Source organism: Roseivirga thermotolerans (genome assembly GCF_014653175.1).
Taxonomy (GTDB): domain Bacteria; phylum Bacteroidota; class Bacteroidia; order Cytophagales; family Cyclobacteriaceae; genus Roseivirga; species Roseivirga thermotolerans.
Genome location: NZ_BNAG01000002.1, coordinates 12,742 through 32,625 on the forward strand (window position 1 = coordinate 12,742; position 19,884 = coordinate 32,625).

Below are 19,884 nucleotides of genomic sequence, written 5' to 3' on the forward strand. Positions count from 1 at the left end.
GTGTTTTTTACTTGAGGGCCTGACACTGCTTTTTGTGAGTTTTTGCGGATTGCCCCGGTAATGCGAGAACCTGGGATATTGTCCTCATATTACCGGAGCGTTGCTGAATCTTTTATTTAAGTACAAAGTGTATAAACATGGACATTCTTGATTTAACAGGATTGCCGCGTTGAAGCCCTGGATTCCATTTGGGCGACATCTCAAGCACGCGTTTGGCTTCTTCATCACAGCCGCCACCAATTTCGCGAAGTACTTGCACGTCAGATATATTACCCTCTTTATCTACCACAAAGCTCAGAAGTACTTTGCCCTCAATCCCTGATCGTTTGGCAAACTTAGGGTAGTTAAGGTTCTTTTTAAGAAACTTGATCCAAGCTTCTTGACCACCTGGAAAGCTGGCGTTAGTTTCTGCAATGACAATTTCATCATTAGTTACTTCATCTTCCTGTTTGGTAAAGACGAAGTCCTCCATTAGGTCTTCTTCATTGTTTAGGTCAATAATAGGATCTTCCAGCTCGGGAAGGTCAATTTTATTCTCTACCTCAATGAGTTTTATAACCTGTGGTACCTTAGGAGGTTTGGGCTGTTCAAATTCCGTAGGAGGAATTACCGGATCTTCGAATACTTGGTTCTCATTGAATACAATGATTTCCGGTTCTACAGTAGCCTTAATCTGAAAGGCTGAGAATACGAGCAGAAGGCTGCAACAGAGACCTATGCTAAAGAAAAGGCTGGTTTTTCTCGCATAGTCGATAGATTTGTTCTTCTTGAGTTCCATACTAACTAATTTTATAGTATTAAAACTAATAAATTAGTTAATCACATCAAAGAAAAAGCCCACTCATTTGTGGGCTTATTATTTACTTCAGTTTAAATACTATTCTGAATTGCATTCTGGACTTTACTGGTCTACCTCTTTGTTTTCCAGGGTTCCATTTTGGAGACTCTTTAAGTACTCGAACGGCTTCTTCGTCACATCCACCGCCAATACCTCTCATTACCTGAATGTCTGAAATGTTTCCTTCTTTATCTACAATGAATGAAAGGAAAACGGCACCTTCAATACCCATTCTTTTTGCTTGACGCGGGTACTCAAGGTTTTTATTCAGATACTTATACCATTCAGCATCTCCACCAGGGAAAGAAGCTTGCTCTTCTACAATCATGAATACCTGATCGGCTTCTTCTTCTTCTGGTTCTTCTTCGAAAACAATTTCTTCTACTTCTGTTTCCTCAGTGATTTCCACATCTAAGTCAATCTCAATTTCTTCTTCGATTTCCTCTTCATCAGGGATTTCGATAATCTGAGGTTGCTTGATTGGTGGAGGAGGTGGTGGTGGCTGCTCGGTAGGAGGTATCTCAGTCAATTCCTCAAAATCATCCGGAGCCATACCTAGATCCATTAGCTCACCTTCTTCATATTGTTTCCATTCGAAGGCGGCCAAAGTGATCGAAAGGCTCAAGATGAGGCCAAGTGCCATAAACATGGTGGCCTTTCTGTTAACGTCCGCCTTTGGACTCTTCTTTAATTCCATAACACTGTTTAGTTAGATTCTAAAACTATAATATTAGTTTTTCAAACGCAAGCTTATTTTTGATAAAAATCATAAAAACAATCACGCCAAACAAGGCTCCCAGAAAATTTGCCAACAAATCGTAAATATCTGCCATTCGGCCGGGTATCCATTGCTGGAGAATTTCTAGAATTGCACCGAAAACTAAGCATATAGTTAACGATAGCTTCTTGTAATTTGTTTCCTTGCTTTCCAGTTTTCCTTGCAGCTGATAACCAGACAGAACAAGAATACTGAATATGAAAAACACCCCTAAGTGGGCTAATTTGTCATATGAGAGAAGTTTAGACTCTGGAAAGGAGTCTTGAGGCAGCAGCATTAAAACGGCCACAATGGTACCCCAAACTCTGGCAGGCCATAGTGCATAGGGCCTCCAACGTTCCAGCATCTTAACCTCCTATATGTGCTTTGTAGTCATCGGCCGACAGCAGACCATCTAATTCCGATGGGTCAGACAATTTTATCTTAATCATCCAGCCATCTTCGTATGGACTTTCGTTTACCTTTTCCGGGGAGTCGTCCAGGTCTTCGTTTACGGCAATTATTTCACCGCTTACAGGCATAAACAGGTCTGAAACTGTTTTTACAGCTTCTACTGTGCCAAAGACCTCGTTGGTATCGATGGTCTCTCCTTCGGTTTCAATTTCTACATAAACAATATCACCCAATTCGCCTTGGGCAAAGTCTGTGATACCTACGGTAACCTCATCACCGTCAACCTTAACCCATTCGTGGTCTTTTGTGTACTTTAAGTTTGCAGGAACGTTCATATGGTCAATTCTCAATTTGCACCAAAATTACATGCTTTCATGAGAATTGCAGGCTTTATTGTGACAAACTGAACTGAATTCTTCCACCAAAGGTGGTGCGGGCGTTTAGGAAGCTTGTAGACACTCTTGGGTCATTAATATTCTTGTCGAAATAGAAGGTGACTAGCAGGGCCTCACTAATCTTGTAGTCTACGGTTGGGTTTAGTCGGAAAACCCTAATACCATCAGTTATTATCGGTTCTTCTCCAATTCTACGTTGCACCACCTTGCGGTCGCTTATGTTCATTGTGAGGTTAAACCGCAGCTCATTGGGGAGCGATTCTTTGCGCCCATTAATTCTGAAAGGAATTTGAACTCCTGTACGGGCAAAGTTTACAGTAAGTCTAAAGGCCTTATTGGTCATTTCTGTTACTTGTATGTTAGACAGGTTCAGGGCCAGGTTTCTTTCCCTGTCATAGTTCAGGTTGAATCCCCAACTTGACTTTGTTCTCAGGTTAATGCCAATGAATGGAGCCATTCTTTCGGTGAGTACAACCTGTTGGGCAAGATATACGGGAACCAGGTCTCCGTTTTCGTTCAATTCTGAGGCCAGCCCGGCTTCTCTCAGATTGTTGTCTAAGGTGAGCCCAGAAGTATAAAGGGGGGAGTTGACAAAATTGGAGACATCGTATTTGCTACTGTATGCATGAGAAATAGAAACGGTGCTAAACACCTCATTGATGGTCGGTATTTTTGACAGGCCGTTGTATTGCAAACTCCAGTTGGGTATGGGCCACTTGGGAAATGGGCTTGTGTCGGCTTTATCGGGCGATTGCCCACTGTAGGCTGCAACGAAGGCAGGAATAACCACTTCCTGAGAGTTAATTCCATACTCTCCGTTGTTGTTCAGTCCATCGAGTCTTTGTTTAATACTGCTTCTGTAGGCTTCAAAGTTTTGAAAGAGGGGAGAGCTGTTGTCGGCATTATCCTTATCAAAGGCTGTTTTTATCATTAAGAAGGAGATGCCGTAGGTTCCTGTTCGGTTTGGGTTAATGCTAATGAAACTGTCGGTATCGGGGTCGTTGCGGAATATTTCCTGATAGTTTTCTGTGAAGCTCTTTCGGCCTGAAAGGGTTACCCTAAAGTCTTGGAAGGGCTCAACCAGAGCTTCGTAGCTGAATTGAGTAGCCCGGTTTTGCTGGAAGGGATTCGTTAGAAACTCGCTTGGTGCATACAGGTTGTTCGAAGCCAGCACATGCCGGATGTCATTGTCTTGAGAACCAAGTATGAAGCCCAGTCCCGGATTTTCGAAATCACGGTCTAGCCCAAACAGGTAAACATCTGGCATGTAGCCCGGTAGTACGGTTCCTTCGCCTTGAGAATAGCTAAAGTTTATGCTTCTCAGTGCCATTAAAGTTCTTAGGAAACCCTTGGTTAGGGGTATGTCTGCCAGGCTTTTTCTAGCCGAGGTATCGGCCGCAGCATTTCTGCCGGTTGGCCGTGTCCGGCTTCTCGAAGGAGAGTTTATCTTTCTGAGCACCCCAATGTTATTGTATAGTTTTACAAGATCTATTTTGCCCGAAAGTCCAATTTCGCGGGTGTTGTTGGCTAGGTTGCCCAACGTATCTCGCTGCCCAATGGCACCGGCTTTCCAATTGAAGTTGGTGGTGTAGCTCAGGTCGGAGTTAATCCAGTTGGTTGCCGGAAGTTTATCGAACGGCAGCGTGTAGGTGCTGCGTATGTTGTGAGTATAGTTTTTAATTCGCCCCAACTTCTTAAAGTTGGTGAGTACAGAGTCTCGTTTCACTTCTGTGTCTATATCACCTTCAGGCTCATCAATAATAGCATTTACTCTTGCCGTATAGTCGAGGGTGAGTCGTTGCGCAAGATCCCAGTTTACGGCATAGGTTCTGTCGAAGGTGAATGACTTTTCATAATAAGGATCAATGCCATCTGTACCCAGGTCGGCATTTCTCAGTTGGGTTTTTAGAAAACTTCGGTTTACGTCTCCATTAATGGAAATGGAGGTAGGAATCGGGTTGAAGTTGAAGTCTTTGATTAGTTGCAGCCATTTGGAGTCGAAAAGGCTTACGTTTTGAAAAGGAGCAATGTTGAGGGCTTTGGGTTTGTAGTTGTAGTTGACCGCACCACGGTAGTTTCTAAAATCGTAAAGAGCGGTGTTGATGTTGCTGCGAGTTATTTCATTGTAGGCATACGTAAAGCTGAAGTTTTCGATAGCCCAGGGCAGATTAAGACGATTTTCTCCGGTAGCTCGTTTTCTTACGTTGGAGAAATTGAAGCTTCTTCTTTTAGATATGTCTATTACTTTGTTCAGGTAGTCGTCTCTTTCTTGTTCTTCTTCAAAACTGTCCAGAACATCTTCCAGTGGTAAATCAGGATCCAGAGGATCGAATTGAGGTACCGATCGGGCATGTTCAACACTAAAAAAGGCAGGTATTTCCAGTCCCCAGTCTTCCGGGAAAAACTTGTGGAGGGCCACACTGGTAGAAATATCATAGGCGGTAGTTTTCTCGCGGTTTCTTTCCGATACCTTGTCCGATATCCCTCCAAAACCTATGGAAGAATGAGCAAAGCTTGCGCTCAGGTTGCCCAGGTCGGCCAATTGAGCATCTAGTCGGGCATTGGCCGCCCAACCCGATTTTGAGTCGAAGTCGGTAACTCTTAGCTCATTGGCCCACAGATAGAACGATTTGGGTTCTGCATCGGGCGAGCTTGGGTTTCTTACACCAATCATTAGGGTTTGCACCGAACTCATGTCAGGGCGACCCACCACTGTAACATTGTATTTACCTACTGTTTGGGTGAAGGGCAGGTTGAGGTTGGCATTTTGCCTGTTTCTTGCCGCTTTTACTTCATACAACCTGTCAAACGCTATATCTATCTCATTAGCTTCGGGCCAAATTTGTTCGGGCGATAGTTCTCCCGGTTGTGTCATGGTGAGCGGGACCTCTATCTCATAGTAATTCTCTGTAAAATCGGTTCCCAATCGTATAAAAGCAGTCACTTCTCCAGGCTGTAAGTCGTCTGGGCTATCGGCATGTAAAAACATCTTTATTCGACCATAGTTGATCATGTCTTGTGTTACCGTTTTGTATACAGCTCTTGCATCGCGATCCCGAAGGTTTTCCACTTGGAGTTGTAGCGACTGTTCATTACGCCTTCTTTCAATGGTAGAGGTGTTGTCTCTGTCTCTTCGAATACCGGGAGGTAGTACATAAGGCGGACGCCCATCGGCCGGTTGGCTGTTTTCTTCAATACTTACTACACCCACAGTAAACTTGGCATCGGAAGGTTCAGGAATTTCGAAAAGGCCTTTTTCGTACAGACTTTCCTGAAAGGTTCTCCATTGGCTGCCCACCATTCGGAAATTCACAAATCGTAAAACCACTGGCTCGCTAAATTCGGTGAGGTAGGTTCTTATATAGCGAATGGATTTGAATCCGTTAATATTGCCTTGTACACGATCGGGCTTTCTCACCGGAATTCGGAAGAGGTACCAACTCACCTGATCTCCATTTACCTCGTTGGTTACTTTATCTACAATATTGTTTTTTCCTACCTGAAACTGCCCGGGCTTAATGTCAATAGCATATTCATAGTACTCCTCTAAATCGGCCAGTGTATTGTCTCTGTTTAGGTCTTCATTGTCGGGTAGGTTAGAGTTGGAGGGGGTAAAATTAAGGTTGCCCGTAGAAACGGGGCTATTGCCTTCCATGCCGTTAAAGTTTTTATAGCGGGCCAGTATTTTTACATCGGCAGCGTCAAGCTCATCGCTAAGGTAATATTGAAAATTGTCTCCGGAGGGGTCGTTCTGAAGGGCTTGTCTAATGGAAGGGTCCACGTTTACTGAGCTTAAGAAGTCACTGAAAAATTCAGCCTCTTCGCTAGACTTGAGACCATCGAGCCCAACATCCTGATTGGCCCTGGCTCCCTGGCTGTTGTCGAAAGCCGGATTAAGGTAAGGCTGGTTGGTTACCCTTCCCCATTCGTTAACAATCACGTTGTCATTGGTTATTTGCCCATCGGCTGGTAGACCTTGTTCAAAAGCATGTCTTTCATCGCGCATCAGGTCTTCAGAGATACTGCCCAGGTTTATAAACATCTTTCCACCTGTAGTGTTGGCCTTTGCCGGATTGATTCCATCATCGATTAACCCCCGAGGGTTTTGAGGTGTGTTGTTGCTCACATTTATAAAGGGGTCCATCATCCAGAATTCGATGTACTCAATGTTGGTTTTGTCAAAGTCTACCTCGTTGGTAATGGCGCGTACTATGGCCCCAAAGTTCTTCTCCGGTTCAGGTAGCGAGCCATCCCTTTGTAGGTTGGGGTTGTAGTTGTACATGCCTCTTTCTGCGGGGTAGTAGGCAATATCGAACGAAGGCTCATTGACTACGATTTGCTGAGGATCTCTTTTAATCACTTCCGTTTGGCCTACCGATCGTACGTAGTGGTTTTGTAGGTCTTCGGGAGTAATATTCTGAGGTCTGTTTCTGCCGGAGGATCGGTAAAAAACGTTGTCTATAGTATACCAGGCAATTTTTGCTCTTCTATAGTTAGTGCCCAGACGTGTACCGGCCTGGTTGGAAAGATCGAACTTGTTGTCATCGGTCTTTGGGGTAGAGCCCAGTTTCCAGCTTTGCGCATTGCTTAAACTAAAGGGAGTTACAGTTGCCTCAAAGTCATCGATATACGATGTGCTGGTGCCGTCTACTTCGTTGGAAGTGCCCGGAAACAGTTGGGCAAACTCTCCTCGCAAGGTAATTTTAGATGGTGCTTTTGTGTCAATAAAGGGTAGGGCATCAACCATCCGTGTGAGGAAGCGCGAATTGGCGCTGTAATTAAAGTCAAGCCCCACCATGGTGTTGCTTACCGGTTCGTTACCGATATTCACTCTGGTGAGTTGGGGGCGTTCGTTGAGGTGAAGCAAAGTAAGTCCCACGTTGGTTTTGTCATTTACCACGTAGTCCAATCGGGTACCTAGGAGGTTGCGGGCCTGAAAGCTAAACAGGTCGGCTTTTTCGTAAGACACACGAATTTTTTTTCCGGAATTGAGTATGAGTGGATTAATGATGGTGACTTTTCCCTGCACATAGTCTACTGTGTAGTCGGTACCTTCTACCAACGGGGTGCCTCCGGCAGTCACCACTACACTGCCTTCAGCCACCTGAAAGGCATTGAGGTTGATTTCGTTGGTAGAGCCTGACTGTAGGCTACCTTTTATAAAGTACTTATTGAGTCTTGATACCAGTTGAGCATCGGCACGGGTGGTTCTGTATAGGGTATCGAAGACATACTTTTCTTTGAGAAACTGCTCAGAATCTAAAAACTGACTTTCCAGTCGCTGACCAAAAGGTTCCAGGTAAGGAAATATAATATAGCCTCTTTCCGGATTGATGGTAACTCCCTCCACATAGTCGAAATTTCCGTCTTTTTGTGGGTCGCCATTTTGGTTCAGCCGGTCGAGTCCCATAATCTCAATTAGTGGAATATCTTTAGTGCGCTGTCCCTCATGTAAACTTGGGTTGTCTATTCCAGTATTATCATCGCGGTAAATTACTCTTAACTGGAAGGACTGGCGATCTACTCCTGCAGCATTCAGGTTGTAAATGTTCTTCATCATAAGGTCCCAGGTAGGTACCCTCGTATTAATTTTGCTGGGGCGCAAGAGTTTGAGGAAAATGACGTCATCTTCCGATCTTCCCTGATAGTCTTCAGTAAGTTCTCCCACTTTGTAGCGTCTGCCTTGATAGTTGTATTCGAATGATACAGCCAACACTTCGTCATTCTGTAATTGTCTGGTGAGTGAAATAAAGCCTAGTTCTCGGTTAAAGTAATACTCAGAAGGATCTAACTTCCGGGCACCGGTTACTCTCTCAAAGTCCTGTCCTTTTTCTAATCCATGCTGCCCTTCCAGTATGGAACTAATCTGATCTGGTCTTCTGAGATTGGGATTCGCCAACAGGTTCTCAAACAGGTTGTTGGCTGCGTTGCTGGTAGGGCTGCCGCTATTCCCGTTGCCCACAAAACTATTTCCTTGCTGAAATATCACATCGCCTTCACCCAGGTCCATAAAAGCGGCAAAGTTTCTAAGGGTTTGCGTGTTGTTCGTTCGGTTGAGAACATAAACTTCTAATCGGCTTATTTGTAGCCCTGAGATGACTGTTGGGATGCTTCTGAGCCAATTCTGAAAGTTGTTTCTGAAAAAATGCCCCAGAAAGAAGTGTCTGTTTTCATCGTAGTCACTGGCGCGAATCTGAAATTCATTGCGCTGTACACCTCCTTCTATCTCAATAGACTCGGAGGTTCCTCTTTGCGAAGCGGCAAGAGCGGTTACATAGAGTCTTCCAAACTGAAGCTGCGTTTTGAACCCAAACAGGTTTTGAGCCCCGGCAATCAGGCTATTGTCAATGGGCAGACTTACGTTACCAATTTCCATGCTTTTAACGATGTCCGATTCCAGTCCTGAGAAATCTACCTTAAGCTCGTTTTCGAAGTCGAATGAGTTGTTGTTGTCAAAATTGGCATTCATTCGCAGTTTGGTGCCAATGGTGCCATCGAGTGACATCTGAATATTTTGGTTGAACTCAAAGGTTCCGTTGCGTTGCTGCCTGATAGGGATGGCGGGGTTGTCTACGCGCTGAAACCTGCCGCCAAAATCGAGCTGAACGGTTCCGTTGGTATTAATGAGAATCTGGTCGCCACCAAAGAGCCGGTCGAAGAAGGGGTTTAGGGCAATGGGAGGGATGAGACGCCCTCTGTTACTAACGGCACTTTCTCCATCGCGCGCTTTAGAGCGCTCCATTAGAAACTCTTTATTACCCTGTTCTATTTTCTTTCGGAGGGCTTGATTGAAAGGTACATAGGCTGGGGGGCGAATAAACTGATTGTCGAGTTTTTCGGATACGATAATGTTTTTACTCGTGTCTACCTGATATTGTCTGTTATAAAACCCTGCATTATTAAAGAGCAAAGGTGAGTTGAGCGGACGTCTGTATAGTGGGTCTCCAAAAGGATATCTTGGTCTAAAAAGTGGGTAGGGGGAAGGGGTGTATCTGGTAGTGTCTTGTACCGAACGGGTGCTGTCCTGACGCTGAGCATAAACTGATTTAGGCGCGAGAAGGCCTTGTACCATCAGGCCAAAAAATAAGAGAAATAATATTTTGTGCTGTTTGCCGATCAAGACCTCAGAAATACCTCAAGCCGCTTTGAGGGCTAGTTTTATCAATTGTTCCAGGCTAATATCTCCTGTCTGCTCCTTTAAAATTTTGTCAATGCTCTTTTGTGCGGCCGCCTTGGCAATGCCCAAGGTTACTAACGCTGCGAGAGCCTCATTTCTTATGGCGCCTTTAGAAGAAGATGGAATGTTTATCGGGTCGCCAGCATTGGCCGCTTTACCAATTTTGTCTTTAAGCTCTAAAATAATGCGCTGAGCGGTTTTTGCTCCTATACCTTTTACCGCTTGAATGGTTCGTACATCTTCTCCAAGTATGGCCTGTTCCACCTCTTCGGGGCTAAGAGAAGATAATACCATTAAGCCGGTCGATGGCCCTACTCCTGAAATAGAGATAAGGTGCATGAAAATGCTCTTTTCATGTGGGTCGGCAAATCCAAAAAGAGTTTGGGCATCTTCCTTTACATGAAAGTAGGTAAACAACTGAATGTTCTCCTTGTCTTTAATCCGGGAAAAAGTGTTTAGTGAAATCTTTACTTCATAGCCCACACCTTGTATATCTATAATTACATAGGTGGGATCTTGAAAAGCAAGTTTACCTTTTAAGTAAGCAAACATAGTGGAGGTAGTCTTATGAAAAACAAAAATGGCAAGTTACCCTTGCCATTCCTAAAATTAATAAGATTCCTCAATTCAACCCTAAGGTTGTTGTGTTTCTATTAGGTTGTTCTGAAGGTGGTGAGTAGGGATTCCATTTCTCGAATGAGTTCTCTGTGACTTTCATTCGGATGAATTACGAAACCTTCGATGTAGTAAAGTTTACCTTTGGCTTCGTCTACAAAGGTGTAGCTCACAAAAGTACCTCCCACGGAGAAGTTGTTGGTTTTCCATGCACCGCGCATTTCTACGGTGTATTTATCTCTGAAGTTTATGTTTCGGAAAACAGGCTTCATGTAATTGGTTTCCGTAATCATATAAGACTCAGGATTCTCAGGGTCTCCATAGATGTACTTTTTTGCGATTTCATTTCTCAGAGCAATAATGTTCTCTTGCTTAAACTCATCTTGTGAGGTATAGTCTTTGGTATAAACGAACAGATTTTTACTCGGACCTACGGCTGGTAAATAACGAGCCCACATGAAATCATCTTCTAGCATGGCCAATTCGTAACTGGCAGGGATTTTAATGCTCACTCCCAACTGATCGATGACCTTATTCACAATATTTCGTGAAGCTACTGACATTTGGAGTTTGTCCGCCAGACGCTCTTTCTCCGCTATATTGAAATAGTTTTGAATGAGCTGGGCGTTTTCCCGAATGTTTTTAGCAAGGGTTTTATCGTCTTTACCAAAGAGCTGAAGTACTTTTTGATTTTTGGCAAATTGATTGTCAGAAGTTTGCATAAACCGGTCGGGGTTATTGAAAATAGTTTCTTTCGAACTCTCACTAAAGGTGGCTTGCAGCCACTTGTCGGCCGCAGATTGGCCTTCATAGCTCACTACATATACCAGGTTTCGCGCAATCTTAAATATACGGTTGAATTCAAAGGGTTCGATAACCCGAATGGTAAACATGGGTTCTGAACGAGAAAGCCCTGGAACCGGCTCTCTGAATACCTCCTTTATAGCCTCGCCAAGTTCTGCATCGTATTTGTTTTTATTCATTACGACAACAATCTCACCGGGCTCCCCAGAGGCCTCCGGAAGAAAATTCTCATTTTTGGCAGTGGCATTGCCCTCAGCATCTACATTGGCTCCTTCTTTTCTTTGGTTACAGGCCACGGTGAGCAGTGCTGTAAAAACGAGTATTGCGTATAGTCTTTTCATAGCGCTCTAATTAGTTGTTTTGAAGGAAATGAATTCTGCCTGTATTAACAAGATAAATCTACTAAAAGTTTAGTTGTTAATTTGGCTAACCTATTCTGAGCTTCATGCCGGGCTTAATGGAGTTGCCTTTTAAGTTGTTGAGCTCCTTAATCCGGTCTATGCTCAGGCCTTTATACATACGAGAAATATCCCAAAGGGTGTCACCCGGTTGCACTACATGCAGTTTGGAATCAGGGATGGGCTGATCGCGTTGATTGGCCGTAACAGAGGAGGCATCGTAGAAATCGGGGCCAATAAAAATATCGAGGCGCTGGCCCACCCGAATGAGTGAACCTCTTATGTTGTTCCAGCTTTTTAGGTCTTCCAGCCGTACGTTGTGTTTGCGGGCAATTGTTCCCAGAACATCGCCACTTTTTACCCGATATACTACCTTTTCTTTGCCAAACGTACTGCCTGGCATATTCTTGGCAATTTTTTCGAACTCCACTTTATCGGCCTCTGCTTTGGCTAAAATAGATTCTTTGTGGGTTTGGAAGTAGCGCGATTGATAACGCGGTATTCTAAGCTCAAAGTTTTTGAGATTGGCCGGAATGGCCCCCTTTTTAATGGCCGGATTCAACCGTTCTATCTCCTCTATGTCAATTCTACCTTCATCGGCTAAAGTTTTCAGGTAAACAAACTGATTGGTTTTTACTACATCGTAGTCTATAGGGTAGAGTATCTCGGTGGGGTATATGTTGTGCACATCGGCATATTCCATTGCGTACAGTATGGCGGCAAACTGGGGTACGTAAGAGCGTGTTTCTCTAGGCAGGTAGTTGTAAACCTCCCAGAAGTCTTCTTTGTGTCCTGCTCTTCTCATGGCTCTCCAAACATTGCCAATGCCGCTGTTGTATGCGGCCAGGGTCATCTTCCAGTCTTTAAAAATACCGTAGAGCCAGGCAATGTACTTGCAGGCAGCTTCTGTAGATTTTTCCGGGTCCATTCGCTCATCAATGTACCAGTCGATGTGTAAACCCTGCTCTCGAGCGGTTGGAGACATGAATTGCCAAAGGCCTACGGCCTGAGGACCTGAAACTGCTTTTGGGTTGAGGCCTGCTTCAATTATGGGTAAATATTTGAGTTCCTGAGGCAGGTTGTACTTGGCCAGGTATTTCTCAAAAATGGGGAAGTAGACTTCTTTTCTCCGCAGCATTTCGCGGGTGTAATCCCGATCGCGAACCGTAAAGTAGTTGATGAAGGCATGCACACGATCGTTAAAGGCAATGTCAATTTCAAGATCTAGCTCGTTGTACCTTCTTTCTATTTCTTCATAAGGAAGATCAGGCGCATAATCATATACTTCATGAGGAGCCAAAGCTTCTTGAGCAAAGGCTGTAACTGTGAAACATAGCAACAAAAAGACGCTAATCAACTTTCTCATAGACTGCTTTAACGCGAATTGTTTTGCTGGATTTTCGAAAATGCGAAAAGTTTTTCTTCCTCAAAAGCCGCTCCCATAATTTGCATCCCTATTGGTAAGTTTTTAGCATCATTGCCCATAGGAACGGAAATGGCCGGTAACCCACAAATAGAGGCCTGCACTGTGAACAAATCGGCCATGTACATAGCCAATGGACTAGCGTGACTCTTGTGTTCAAAAGCCGTGGTGGGGGTAGTGGGAGTAATTATGAAATCTACCTTTTGCAATATTGCTTCCGTGGCCTCTTTAATGAGGCGTCTTAGTTTCTGCGCCTGAGTAAAATAAGCATCGTAATAGTCGGCACTTAACACAAAAGTGCCGAGCATGATCCTTCGCCTTACTTCGTCTCCAAAGCCCTCCGTTCTCGAGTTTTTATACATGGCTTCCAAATCGTTGGAGGTACCACTTCTTAAGCCATAGTGAGCTCCATCGTAACGAGCAAGGTTGGTGCTGGCTTCGGCCGTTGTAAGTATGTAATAAGTGGGTAGTATATATTCGGCAAAAGGAAAACTTTCTTCTACTAATGAATGACCTTCTTTTTCTAACTCACGCACCCAGTTTTTATAAGCCTCTTGTATTTCGGGCTGTAGTCCGTTGTGGTCAAACAGTTCGGGGAAATAGGCAATTCGATAAGTACCGTGGGGTTGTGCATTACTATATTGTGCAACCTGACGCGATGAACTGGTAGCATCTTTTTCGTCTCTACCGGCTATGGCTTCCAGTATTCGGGCATTATCTTCAACAGACCTGGAAAATATGCCTATGGTATCGAACGATGAGGCGTAGGCCAGAAGCCCCCAGCGGGAAATACGAGAATAAGTGGGTTTTAAACCATAGATGCCACAAAAGGCAGCGGGCTGTCTTACCGAGCCTCCGGTGTCGGTACCGAGTGCTACATGACACATGTTGGCGGCTACGGCAGCAGCTGAACCTCCTGATGAGCCTCCTGGAACACGCGCGGGATCTACAGGGTTTTTGGCAGGGCCATGGGCTGAATTTTCATTGGAAGAACCCATACCAAACTCATCGCAGTTTTGCCTGCCAATGAGTATTGCGTCTTGTTGGAGTAATCGCTCAACAGCAGTTGCGGAGAACTGAGATTCGAAACCCTTAAGGATGTGGCTGGCCCCCGATACTTCATGGTCTTTGTAGCATATGAGGTCTTTGAGGCCAAAAATTAAGCCGACCAACGGGCCGGCTGTTTTTAGCTCAATTTTTTTATCTAACTCGCGCGCCCGTTGTTTGGCTTCTTCTGCATATACCTCTACAAAGGCGTTGAGTTGTTTATCTCGCTCAATGTTGGTCAGGTAGTAGTCTACCAACTGTGAACAAGTTATTTTTCCAAGCGAAAGGTCTTCCTGAATCTCATCCAGTCGATGATATTCCTTCATTGAAACCTATTGCTTATCGATTTCCTTACCTGCTTCGTCTACTTCTTTCTTAATCTCCTTGGTAGCATCTTTAAATTCTCTGATGCCTCGGCCAAGGCCACGTGCCAAATCAGGTATCTTTTTGGCACCAAACAAAAGAAGCACGATAAATAAGATGACAAAGATTTCGGGTCCTCCCGGCATTCCTAGCGCTAAAATTGTTTCCATGGACATAAATTTCAATTCGTCAAAGATAGGCAAAAACTATGATTCTAAGCCTAGAAAACCAACTACTTTAATGGTAGTTCCTGATTTTTGCTGACAGATGGCCTAAAAAATACGATAGACTACTTACTTAGGTCGTATGACGTATGTTTCTACGGTCTACTATCATTTAGTCTTCGCAAATAGCTGTGAACAGACCGCTTGCGGCCGGGAGAGTTCTATCCGATCTAAGCAAGTAACCCACAAATATGATATGCGGCTTAAGGCTTATTATTTTTACGCTGCAACCAGGTTTCGGGGTTAACTGTTCCGTTGGTGGCATTGATGCGGAACTTCATTTCCGACACATTTTCATTGTTGGTGAGAACTTGCCCTAATACATCTCCTGCCTGCACCTGCTGATCTTTTTTGACGGTTACAGCTTTTAGTTTTGAGTATGAGGTAAAGTAATCGCCATGCTGGAGTATAACGGTGATTCCCTGACCCGGAATAGACATTACGCCAATTACTTTGCCGGGAAAAACGGCCTTGACGGTTGCATTGCTTGAGGTTTGTATGTCTATGCCTTTGTTATTGATTTCTACTCTTTTGAGTGTAGGGTGGGCGTGTAGTCCGTATTTCGAAGAAACAAAGCCTTCATCTACCGGCCAGGGGAGTTTGCCTCGCTGTTGTTCGAAAGCCGTACTCAGGGCTTTCATGTCTACGTTGGCCAGGGCAGCGGCTCTTCTTTCGGCTTCTATTATATCTTCTATGCGGCTGGTGAGTTCGCGTTCGGATTCCCGTTGTTTCTCAAGTTCTTTTTTAATGCGGTTCTCTTGCTGCTCCAGTTGGGCGATAAGCTTCTTTTGCTCCAACTGCAAGCCTTGTAGTTTTTGATTTTCGCTCAACTCATCATTCAAGAGGGCTTGTTTTTGTTCTTTTTGTCGAGCCACCTCAGCTATTTGCTCATTGAGGTTTTGCTGAACAATCTCAATTTGCCGAACCTGTTTTTTACGCGCATCTCCATATTGCCTTATGTAGCGCATGCGCATGAAAAGCTGGTTGAATGTACTGGAGGAGAACAAAAACGTGAGTTGATTAAAGCCGGAACTGGTTTTTTGTGTGGCGTAAATCATTTGGCCGTACTCTTTTTTTAAGGCCTGAAGATCCCTTTCCATAGCATTGACAATGCTTTGATTTTCGGCAATTTCAGCATCGAGTAGGTCTACCTCAGAATTAATGGCCTTAATGAGGGAGGCACGCGAAGAGATTTGATTGTTTAGAGCCTTGAGTCTACCCAAAGAGGTGCTTCTTTTTTCGGTAGTCTGATTTAGTATTTTTTCGTTTTCCTTAATTTTTCGCAGTATCTCTGCTTTCTGTTTTTCGAGTTTATCACGCTCATTTTGAGCCAATAAGGTATTGCTCCAGCTCAAGGCCAGCACAAAAAACAGGGTAAGTAAAACAGACTTATTGGCGCTTCTCATATCGGTCTGGGATATTGAAAGGAAAGCTAAGCGATTCGTCTTCAATTTTCACACGGTTGTGTTCAATGTCAATTTCGGCCTCCTGTTTTTTGCCGTCCTGATAGTAGGTGAGAATCATAAGGGCTTTGTAAGCAAAAGGCTTGTCTTCTAAGGGTTTGAAGTCGCCATATTTGAGTTCCAGTGTGTTGTCATTTCTAAGTGTGGTGGCAAACACATTCTCCAGTCTTCTGTTTTTTGAACTTACCATATTGCTAACCCTCAAATCTCTTACGCGCTGAGTGACATAGAAATTGTTGTTTTTTTCTACAATGTCATCGTTTTTGGAAAGTGGTACGGGTAAATCACCAATAATTATGGCCTGAAAAAGAGAGTAGCTAAACTCAAACTGAAACTGTTCGCTTAGTTGCTCAAAACTATAGGCATATATGTTTCGGTTTATTCTGTCCAGAATAATCACAGAGTCACGGGTAATTTGCCCTCTAGCCCCCTCAATACCCACTCCATTGCTCAGCGTGAACCAAATAAGGCTGTCTCTCTTAATGCGTATGTTGGCGGTAGCTTTGGTTTTATCTTCCTGATTTTTGTACCTGATTTTGGAGCGGGTAGAAATATATTCGTAGTCAATTTCTTCTATAGTAAGCACCTCTCTGGGTGAAAACTTAAACCCTAAGAATCGTTTGTTACAACTGCTAAAAAGCACTAGCATGGCTAGCATGCCCAGATATAATGCCTTTTTAATTGATTTGTCCGCTTGCAATTTTCTGATCTAATTTTTCTGAACCCCCACCGAGTTCTTTTGCCATTTTCCAGTACTTGACTGCCAACGCGTTTAACTTGATCTGAAAGTAGGTATCTCCAAACAGTTCAAGAGTAGCGCCATCGTTCAAATCTTCAAATGTATGAATATAATGTAAGAGTGTAATAAGGGCTTGATTATACTGTCCGTTGGCGTATAACTTTTCGGCCGACTCTTTCACTTTTTTGAGCTCTGCACTTTTTTCGGATACAGGGGCTGCATTTTTTTCCACCCGGCTGAGGAGTATTTCTCCGTTTTGCTTCAACGCATCGGGGTGAACTTCCTCCAGGCTCACGGCTTCTTTCAATAGGCTGTCGGCAGTTTCGGTTTGTCCGTTGAGGAAAGCTATTTGGGCTTGTTTGGCCAGTATCTGACTTTTAAGCAAAGTGTTTGCACGAGTCATTCGGGTGGCCTGACCAAGTAAGTCGCTGGCTTCATCCAATTCGTTCAGCTCTATTTTAGCGCTGGCCAGATAAATGTAAAAAATGGCCTGATTAGGGAATAGGCTTAGCGCTTCTTCAGCATCAATATTGAGTTGCTTCCAGTTTTCGTTTTCGTAGGCGTGGGTTAATACTTTATCCCATACTTTAAAATCGCCCGGCTTTAAATCTTTGAGTCGCTGATATTTTTCTATGGATTTTGTTCTGAAGAGGGCGCGTTGTGGATCGCTGGTTTGTTCGGCTAGTTTGGTGTAAACGTAGGCTCCGTTTTCTATAGCCAGAGGTTCATTAGGGTATTGGTTTTCCAGAGCGGTCTGTAAACTGTCTATGAGACCAACCGGAGGTTGGCTGCTATTTTCTAGTATCAGTTGCCCGAGTAACAGTACTTTATCTGAAAGTGAAGCATTTGGATCGTTAAACGAGCGGGTTAATAGTTGAAACTTGGCGTCCGATTGCCCCTGAGAAGCATAAAGATCGGAAAGTAGCAGGCGCATAGCGGCATTCATGGATGTTTGATTTTCCAGAAACTGTATGGCTTCCGTTTGTTGGCCTGAGCTACTCAGTACATTGGCATACTGGTACTTGATGTCCATATCGAGCGGATAGTCTATGACCAACTGCTCCATGAGTGTAATGGCCTCTTTTTCTTTTGAGCTTTGCATGAGCATTTCAACCAACTTCATGCTTTGATCCAGCGTTAGGCTTTCCTGTTTGCGGAAGAGTTCTATGGCTTCTCTGGTTTTACCCACGGCCTGAAAAACATTAGCCAGCTCCACCAGGTATACCTGATAGTCAGGGGTGTAAGAAGCCATGAGTTCGTAGTAGCGCGCAGCACCTTCGGGGTTTCGGTTTGCTTTTTCCAGTTCAGCAGCCAATACGTAGTAGTACTTGTTGTTGCTCGACAAGGCAATGGCTTTTTGAATGGCCTCCACACCTTTCTTAGTGTCGTTTTTCGCTAAATAAATTTCGGCCTTTTTAAACCAGGCAGCGTGGTTTTTTTCATCTACGTCAATGGATTTATCCAGAAAGGCAATGGCTCGCTCATAGTCTTCGAGCAAAAAGTATTTTTGGGCTTCAATGAGCAAGTATTCTGCATTGGCCTGGTCATACTTGCTGGTCTCTTTTTTAAGCGTACTTTCAACCTGCCAGGCCTTAAGGCTAAAGGCACTCAAAATCCAGATAAGTGCAAGAAAAAGGAGTTTGTTAATCTGCTTCACAATCTGTTCACGCAACGACATTCTTTAGCTGTTGGTTGTAAATACTTGATCTAACTACCGTGTAGGATTGCTTACGGTTTTGTAGTTCAACGATTTACCTTCCCTGAGATACATAAATACCGCAAAAATTAGAGTAACAAACAAGTCTAATCCATACGAAAGCCACCCATTAGTCAATTGAATGAACTCCACACCATAAATTACCCCCATGGCCAGAAGCAGATAGCCGGCCAGTGGTTTGAAACGATAGGGGATAGCAAACTCACTTTTGCCTTTTTGGTAGCATAGAAAAGACATTACGGCATAACAAAGCAAGGAAGCAAAGGCGCTTCCGTAGTAACCCAATAGCGGAATGAGGAGTACATTGCCTGCGAGGGTAACCACAGCACCAATAAGCGCAAAATAGGTTCCGAAAATGGTTTTGTCCTTTAGCTTAAACCATACGCTGAGGTTGACATAAATACCATATAATAGTTTGGCTAAAAGCAATACGGGCAATACATAAAGCGCTTGTTTGTATTCGGGCTTGCGCAAAAAAAGATCGCTAATAAGGTCTATGTTCAAGGCTACGGCCACCATCATAAAGATGTTAAACACTATAAAGTAGTGCATGATTTTAGCAAAAAGAGCGGGTGCTTCGCGGTTTTCGGCATGGTTGAAGAAAAAGGGTTCGGCAGCATAGCGGAAGGCCTGAATACCCAACATCATAATTACACTGAGTTTTACAGCACTGGAAAAAACACCCAACTCCGATTCTCCAAGTAACTCAATCATTATCAGGCTATAACCTTGTTCGTTGAAGATGCCACCCAAGCCCATTAGGAAGATGGGAAGGCCATAATTGAGCATGGGTTTGAAGGTTGGCCAGTGGATTCTCAGCCTTAACGACTTGAACTCTGACCACAAAAAGGGTATGTAGAGTAGATTGGCCATTAAGTTTACCTGGAAGATGTAGCCAACTCCATAATCGGTTTTATAGAAACTCTCTACAAAGCCTGAAAGAGATGAGAGGTATTTGCCTTGTAGTATATCCGGGAATACAATTATGAAAAGAAGGTTGAGCAGAATAGTAATGGTAATCACCCCGGTTTTGATGAGCGCAAATTTTAGTGGTCGTTCTTCCAACCGTAGCTTGGCAAACGGAATGGCCACTACCGCATCTATAAAAAGTATAGCGGCCATGTATTGAATGTACTCCGTTTGAATTCCCTTATCGAGCCAGCGGGCTATGCCCGGTGCTCCTACATACAGCAGGCCTGAAAGTAAGCCGGAGACCAGTAAGACTGCCGTAGCCGCATTATGGTATGCCTGGCGCGCATCAATTTTTCGGCTAAAACGAAAAAAGGCCGTTTCCATACCAAAGGTATAGATTACCAGCCCCAGAGCCAGGTATGTATAAAGATAGGTAACGCTTCCATACTCCTCGGTGACCAAACGGGCGGTCCATATAGGTAAAAGCAGGAAGTTGAGCACCCTTCCGAGAATGCTGCTAATGCCATAATAGGCGGTTTGTCCTGCCAGTTTTCTGAGTTGACTCATAGAAAGCCCGGGCTTTTAAGGCCCAACATGT

General features: G+C 44.0%; 14 protein-coding genes. All 14 read right to left on the reverse strand.

Annotation, left to right across the window (positions count from 1 at the left end):
• Window positions 1-112: 112 nt before the first annotated feature.
• The 14 genes from IE164_RS05980 to IE164_RS06045 all read right to left on the reverse strand — a co-directional run bounded on the left by IE164_RS05980 (window position 113) and on the right by IE164_RS06045 (window position 19,853).
• Entirely contained in the window at window positions 113-778 is a 666-nt protein-coding gene (locus tag IE164_RS05980) for an energy transducer TonB (protein WP_189629309.1), read from the reverse strand.
• Window positions 779-860: 82 nt separating this feature from the next.
• Complete coding sequence (locus IE164_RS05985; protein ID WP_189629310.1) at window positions 861-1,535, reverse strand: energy transducer TonB; 675 nt, start codon at window positions 1,533-1,535, stop codon at window positions 861-863.
• Window positions 1,536-1,560: 25 nt separating this feature from the next.
• On the reverse strand, window positions 1,561-1,893 hold the full coding sequence (locus IE164_RS05990; RefSeq protein WP_229838552.1) for a VanZ family protein: 333 nt from the start codon (window positions 1,891-1,893) through the stop codon (window positions 1,561-1,563).
• 70 nt (window positions 1,894-1,963) lie between these two features.
• A complete protein-coding gene (gcvH, locus tag IE164_RS05995) occupies window positions 1,964-2,344 on the reverse strand; it encodes a glycine cleavage system protein GcvH (RefSeq protein WP_189629312.1) in 381 nt (126 codons plus the stop codon).
• Window positions 2,345-2,399: 55 nt separating this feature from the next.
• Window positions 2,400-9,476 carry a T9SS outer membrane translocon Sov/SprA gene (gene sov, locus IE164_RS06000; protein ID WP_189629313.1) on the reverse strand — a complete coding sequence of 2,359 codons (7,077 nt, stop codon included), beginning with the start codon at window positions 9,474-9,476 and terminating at the stop codon, window positions 2,400-2,402.
• A 63-nt stretch (window positions 9,477-9,539) separates the two neighbouring features.
• A complete protein-coding gene (gene ruvA, locus IE164_RS06005; RefSeq protein WP_189629314.1) occupies window positions 9,540-10,133 on the reverse strand; it encodes a Holliday junction branch migration protein RuvA in 594 nt (197 codons plus the stop codon).
• A gap of 101 nt (window positions 10,134-10,234) precedes the next feature.
• Window positions 10,235-11,341, reverse strand: a complete 1,107-nt coding sequence (locus IE164_RS06010; RefSeq protein ID WP_189629315.1) for a DUF4837 family protein — start codon at window positions 11,339-11,341, stop codon at window positions 10,235-10,237.
• 85 nt (window positions 11,342-11,426) lie between these two features.
• Window positions 11,427-12,764, reverse strand: a complete 1,338-nt coding sequence (locus tag IE164_RS06015) for a lytic transglycosylase domain-containing protein (RefSeq protein ID WP_189629316.1) — start codon at window positions 12,762-12,764, stop codon at window positions 11,427-11,429.
• A gap of 8 nt (window positions 12,765-12,772) precedes the next feature.
• Complete coding sequence (gene gatA, locus IE164_RS06020; RefSeq protein WP_189629317.1) at window positions 12,773-14,194, reverse strand: Asp-tRNA(Asn)/Glu-tRNA(Gln) amidotransferase subunit GatA; 1,422 nt, start codon at window positions 14,192-14,194, stop codon at window positions 12,773-12,775.
• A gap of 6 nt (window positions 14,195-14,200) precedes the next feature.
• Window positions 14,201-14,401, reverse strand: coding sequence for a Sec-independent protein translocase subunit TatA/TatB (locus IE164_RS06025; protein ID WP_189629318.1), 201 nt, complete (start codon window positions 14,399-14,401; stop codon window positions 14,201-14,203).
• A 257-nt stretch (window positions 14,402-14,658) separates the two neighbouring features.
• Window positions 14,659-15,861 carry a murein hydrolase activator EnvC family protein gene (locus IE164_RS06030; RefSeq protein WP_189629319.1) on the reverse strand — a complete coding sequence of 401 codons (1,203 nt, stop codon included), beginning with the start codon at window positions 15,859-15,861 and terminating at the stop codon, window positions 14,659-14,661.
• Complete coding sequence (gene lolB1 / locus IE164_RS06035; protein WP_189629320.1) at window positions 15,845-16,618, reverse strand: lipoprotein insertase outer membrane protein LolB1; 774 nt, start codon at window positions 16,616-16,618, stop codon at window positions 15,845-15,847. The genes IE164_RS06030 and lolB1 overlap by 17 nt, the downstream gene beginning before the upstream one ends.
• Window positions 16,596-18,335 carry a tetratricopeptide repeat protein gene (locus IE164_RS06040; protein WP_189629321.1) on the reverse strand — a complete coding sequence of 580 codons (1,740 nt, stop codon included), beginning with the start codon at window positions 18,333-18,335 and terminating at the stop codon, window positions 16,596-16,598. Before IE164_RS06040 ends, lolB1 begins: the two co-directional genes overlap by 23 nt.
• A 33-nt stretch (window positions 18,336-18,368) precedes the next feature.
• A complete protein-coding gene (locus IE164_RS06045) occupies window positions 18,369-19,853 on the reverse strand; it encodes an oligosaccharide flippase family protein (protein ID WP_189629322.1) in 1,485 nt (494 codons plus the stop codon).
• Window positions 19,854-19,884: the final 31 nt, after the last annotated feature.

Coding starts and splice junctions, on each gene's coding strand:
- gatA (WP_189629317.1), bottom strand. CDS start 14,194: ATGAAGGAATATCATCGACTGGATGAGATTCAGGAAGACCTTTCGCTT.
- IE164_RS06015 (WP_189629316.1), bottom strand. CDS start 12,764: ATGAGAAAGTTGATTAGCGTCTTTTTGTTGCTATGTTTCACAGTTACA.
- IE164_RS06025 (WP_189629318.1), bottom strand. CDS start 14,401: ATGGAAACAATTTTAGCGCTAGGAATGCCGGGAGGACCCGAAATCTTT.
- IE164_RS06030 (WP_189629319.1), bottom strand. CDS start 15,861: ATGAGAAGCGCCAATAAGTCTGTTTTACTTACCCTGTTTTTTGTGCTG.
- IE164_RS06010 (WP_189629315.1), bottom strand. CDS start 11,341: ATGAAAAGACTATACGCAATACTCGTTTTTACAGCACTGCTCACCGTG.
- sov (WP_189629313.1), bottom strand. CDS start 9,476: ATGGTACAAGGCCTTCTCGCGCCTAAATCAGTTTATGCTCAGCGTCAG.
- IE164_RS05980 (WP_189629309.1), bottom strand. CDS start 778: ATGGAACTCAAGAAGAACAAATCTATCGACTATGCGAGAAAAACCAGC.
- gcvH (WP_189629312.1), bottom strand. CDS start 2,344: ATGAACGTTCCTGCAAACTTAAAGTACACAAAAGACCACGAATGGGTT.
- IE164_RS06040 (WP_189629321.1), bottom strand. CDS start 18,335: ATGTCGTTGCGTGAACAGATTGTGAAGCAGATTAACAAACTCCTTTTT.
- ruvA (WP_189629314.1), bottom strand. CDS start 10,133: ATGTTTGCTTACTTAAAAGGTAAACTTGCTTTTCAAGATCCCACCTAT.
- IE164_RS06045 (WP_189629322.1), bottom strand. CDS start 19,853: ATGAGTCAACTCAGAAAACTGGCAGGACAAACCGCCTATTATGGCATT.
- IE164_RS05990 (WP_229838552.1), bottom strand. CDS start 1,893: ATGCTGCTGCCTCAAGACTCCTTTCCAGAGTCTAAACTTCTCTCATAT.
- IE164_RS05985 (WP_189629310.1), bottom strand. CDS start 1,535: ATGGAATTAAAGAAGAGTCCAAAGGCGGACGTTAACAGAAAGGCCACC.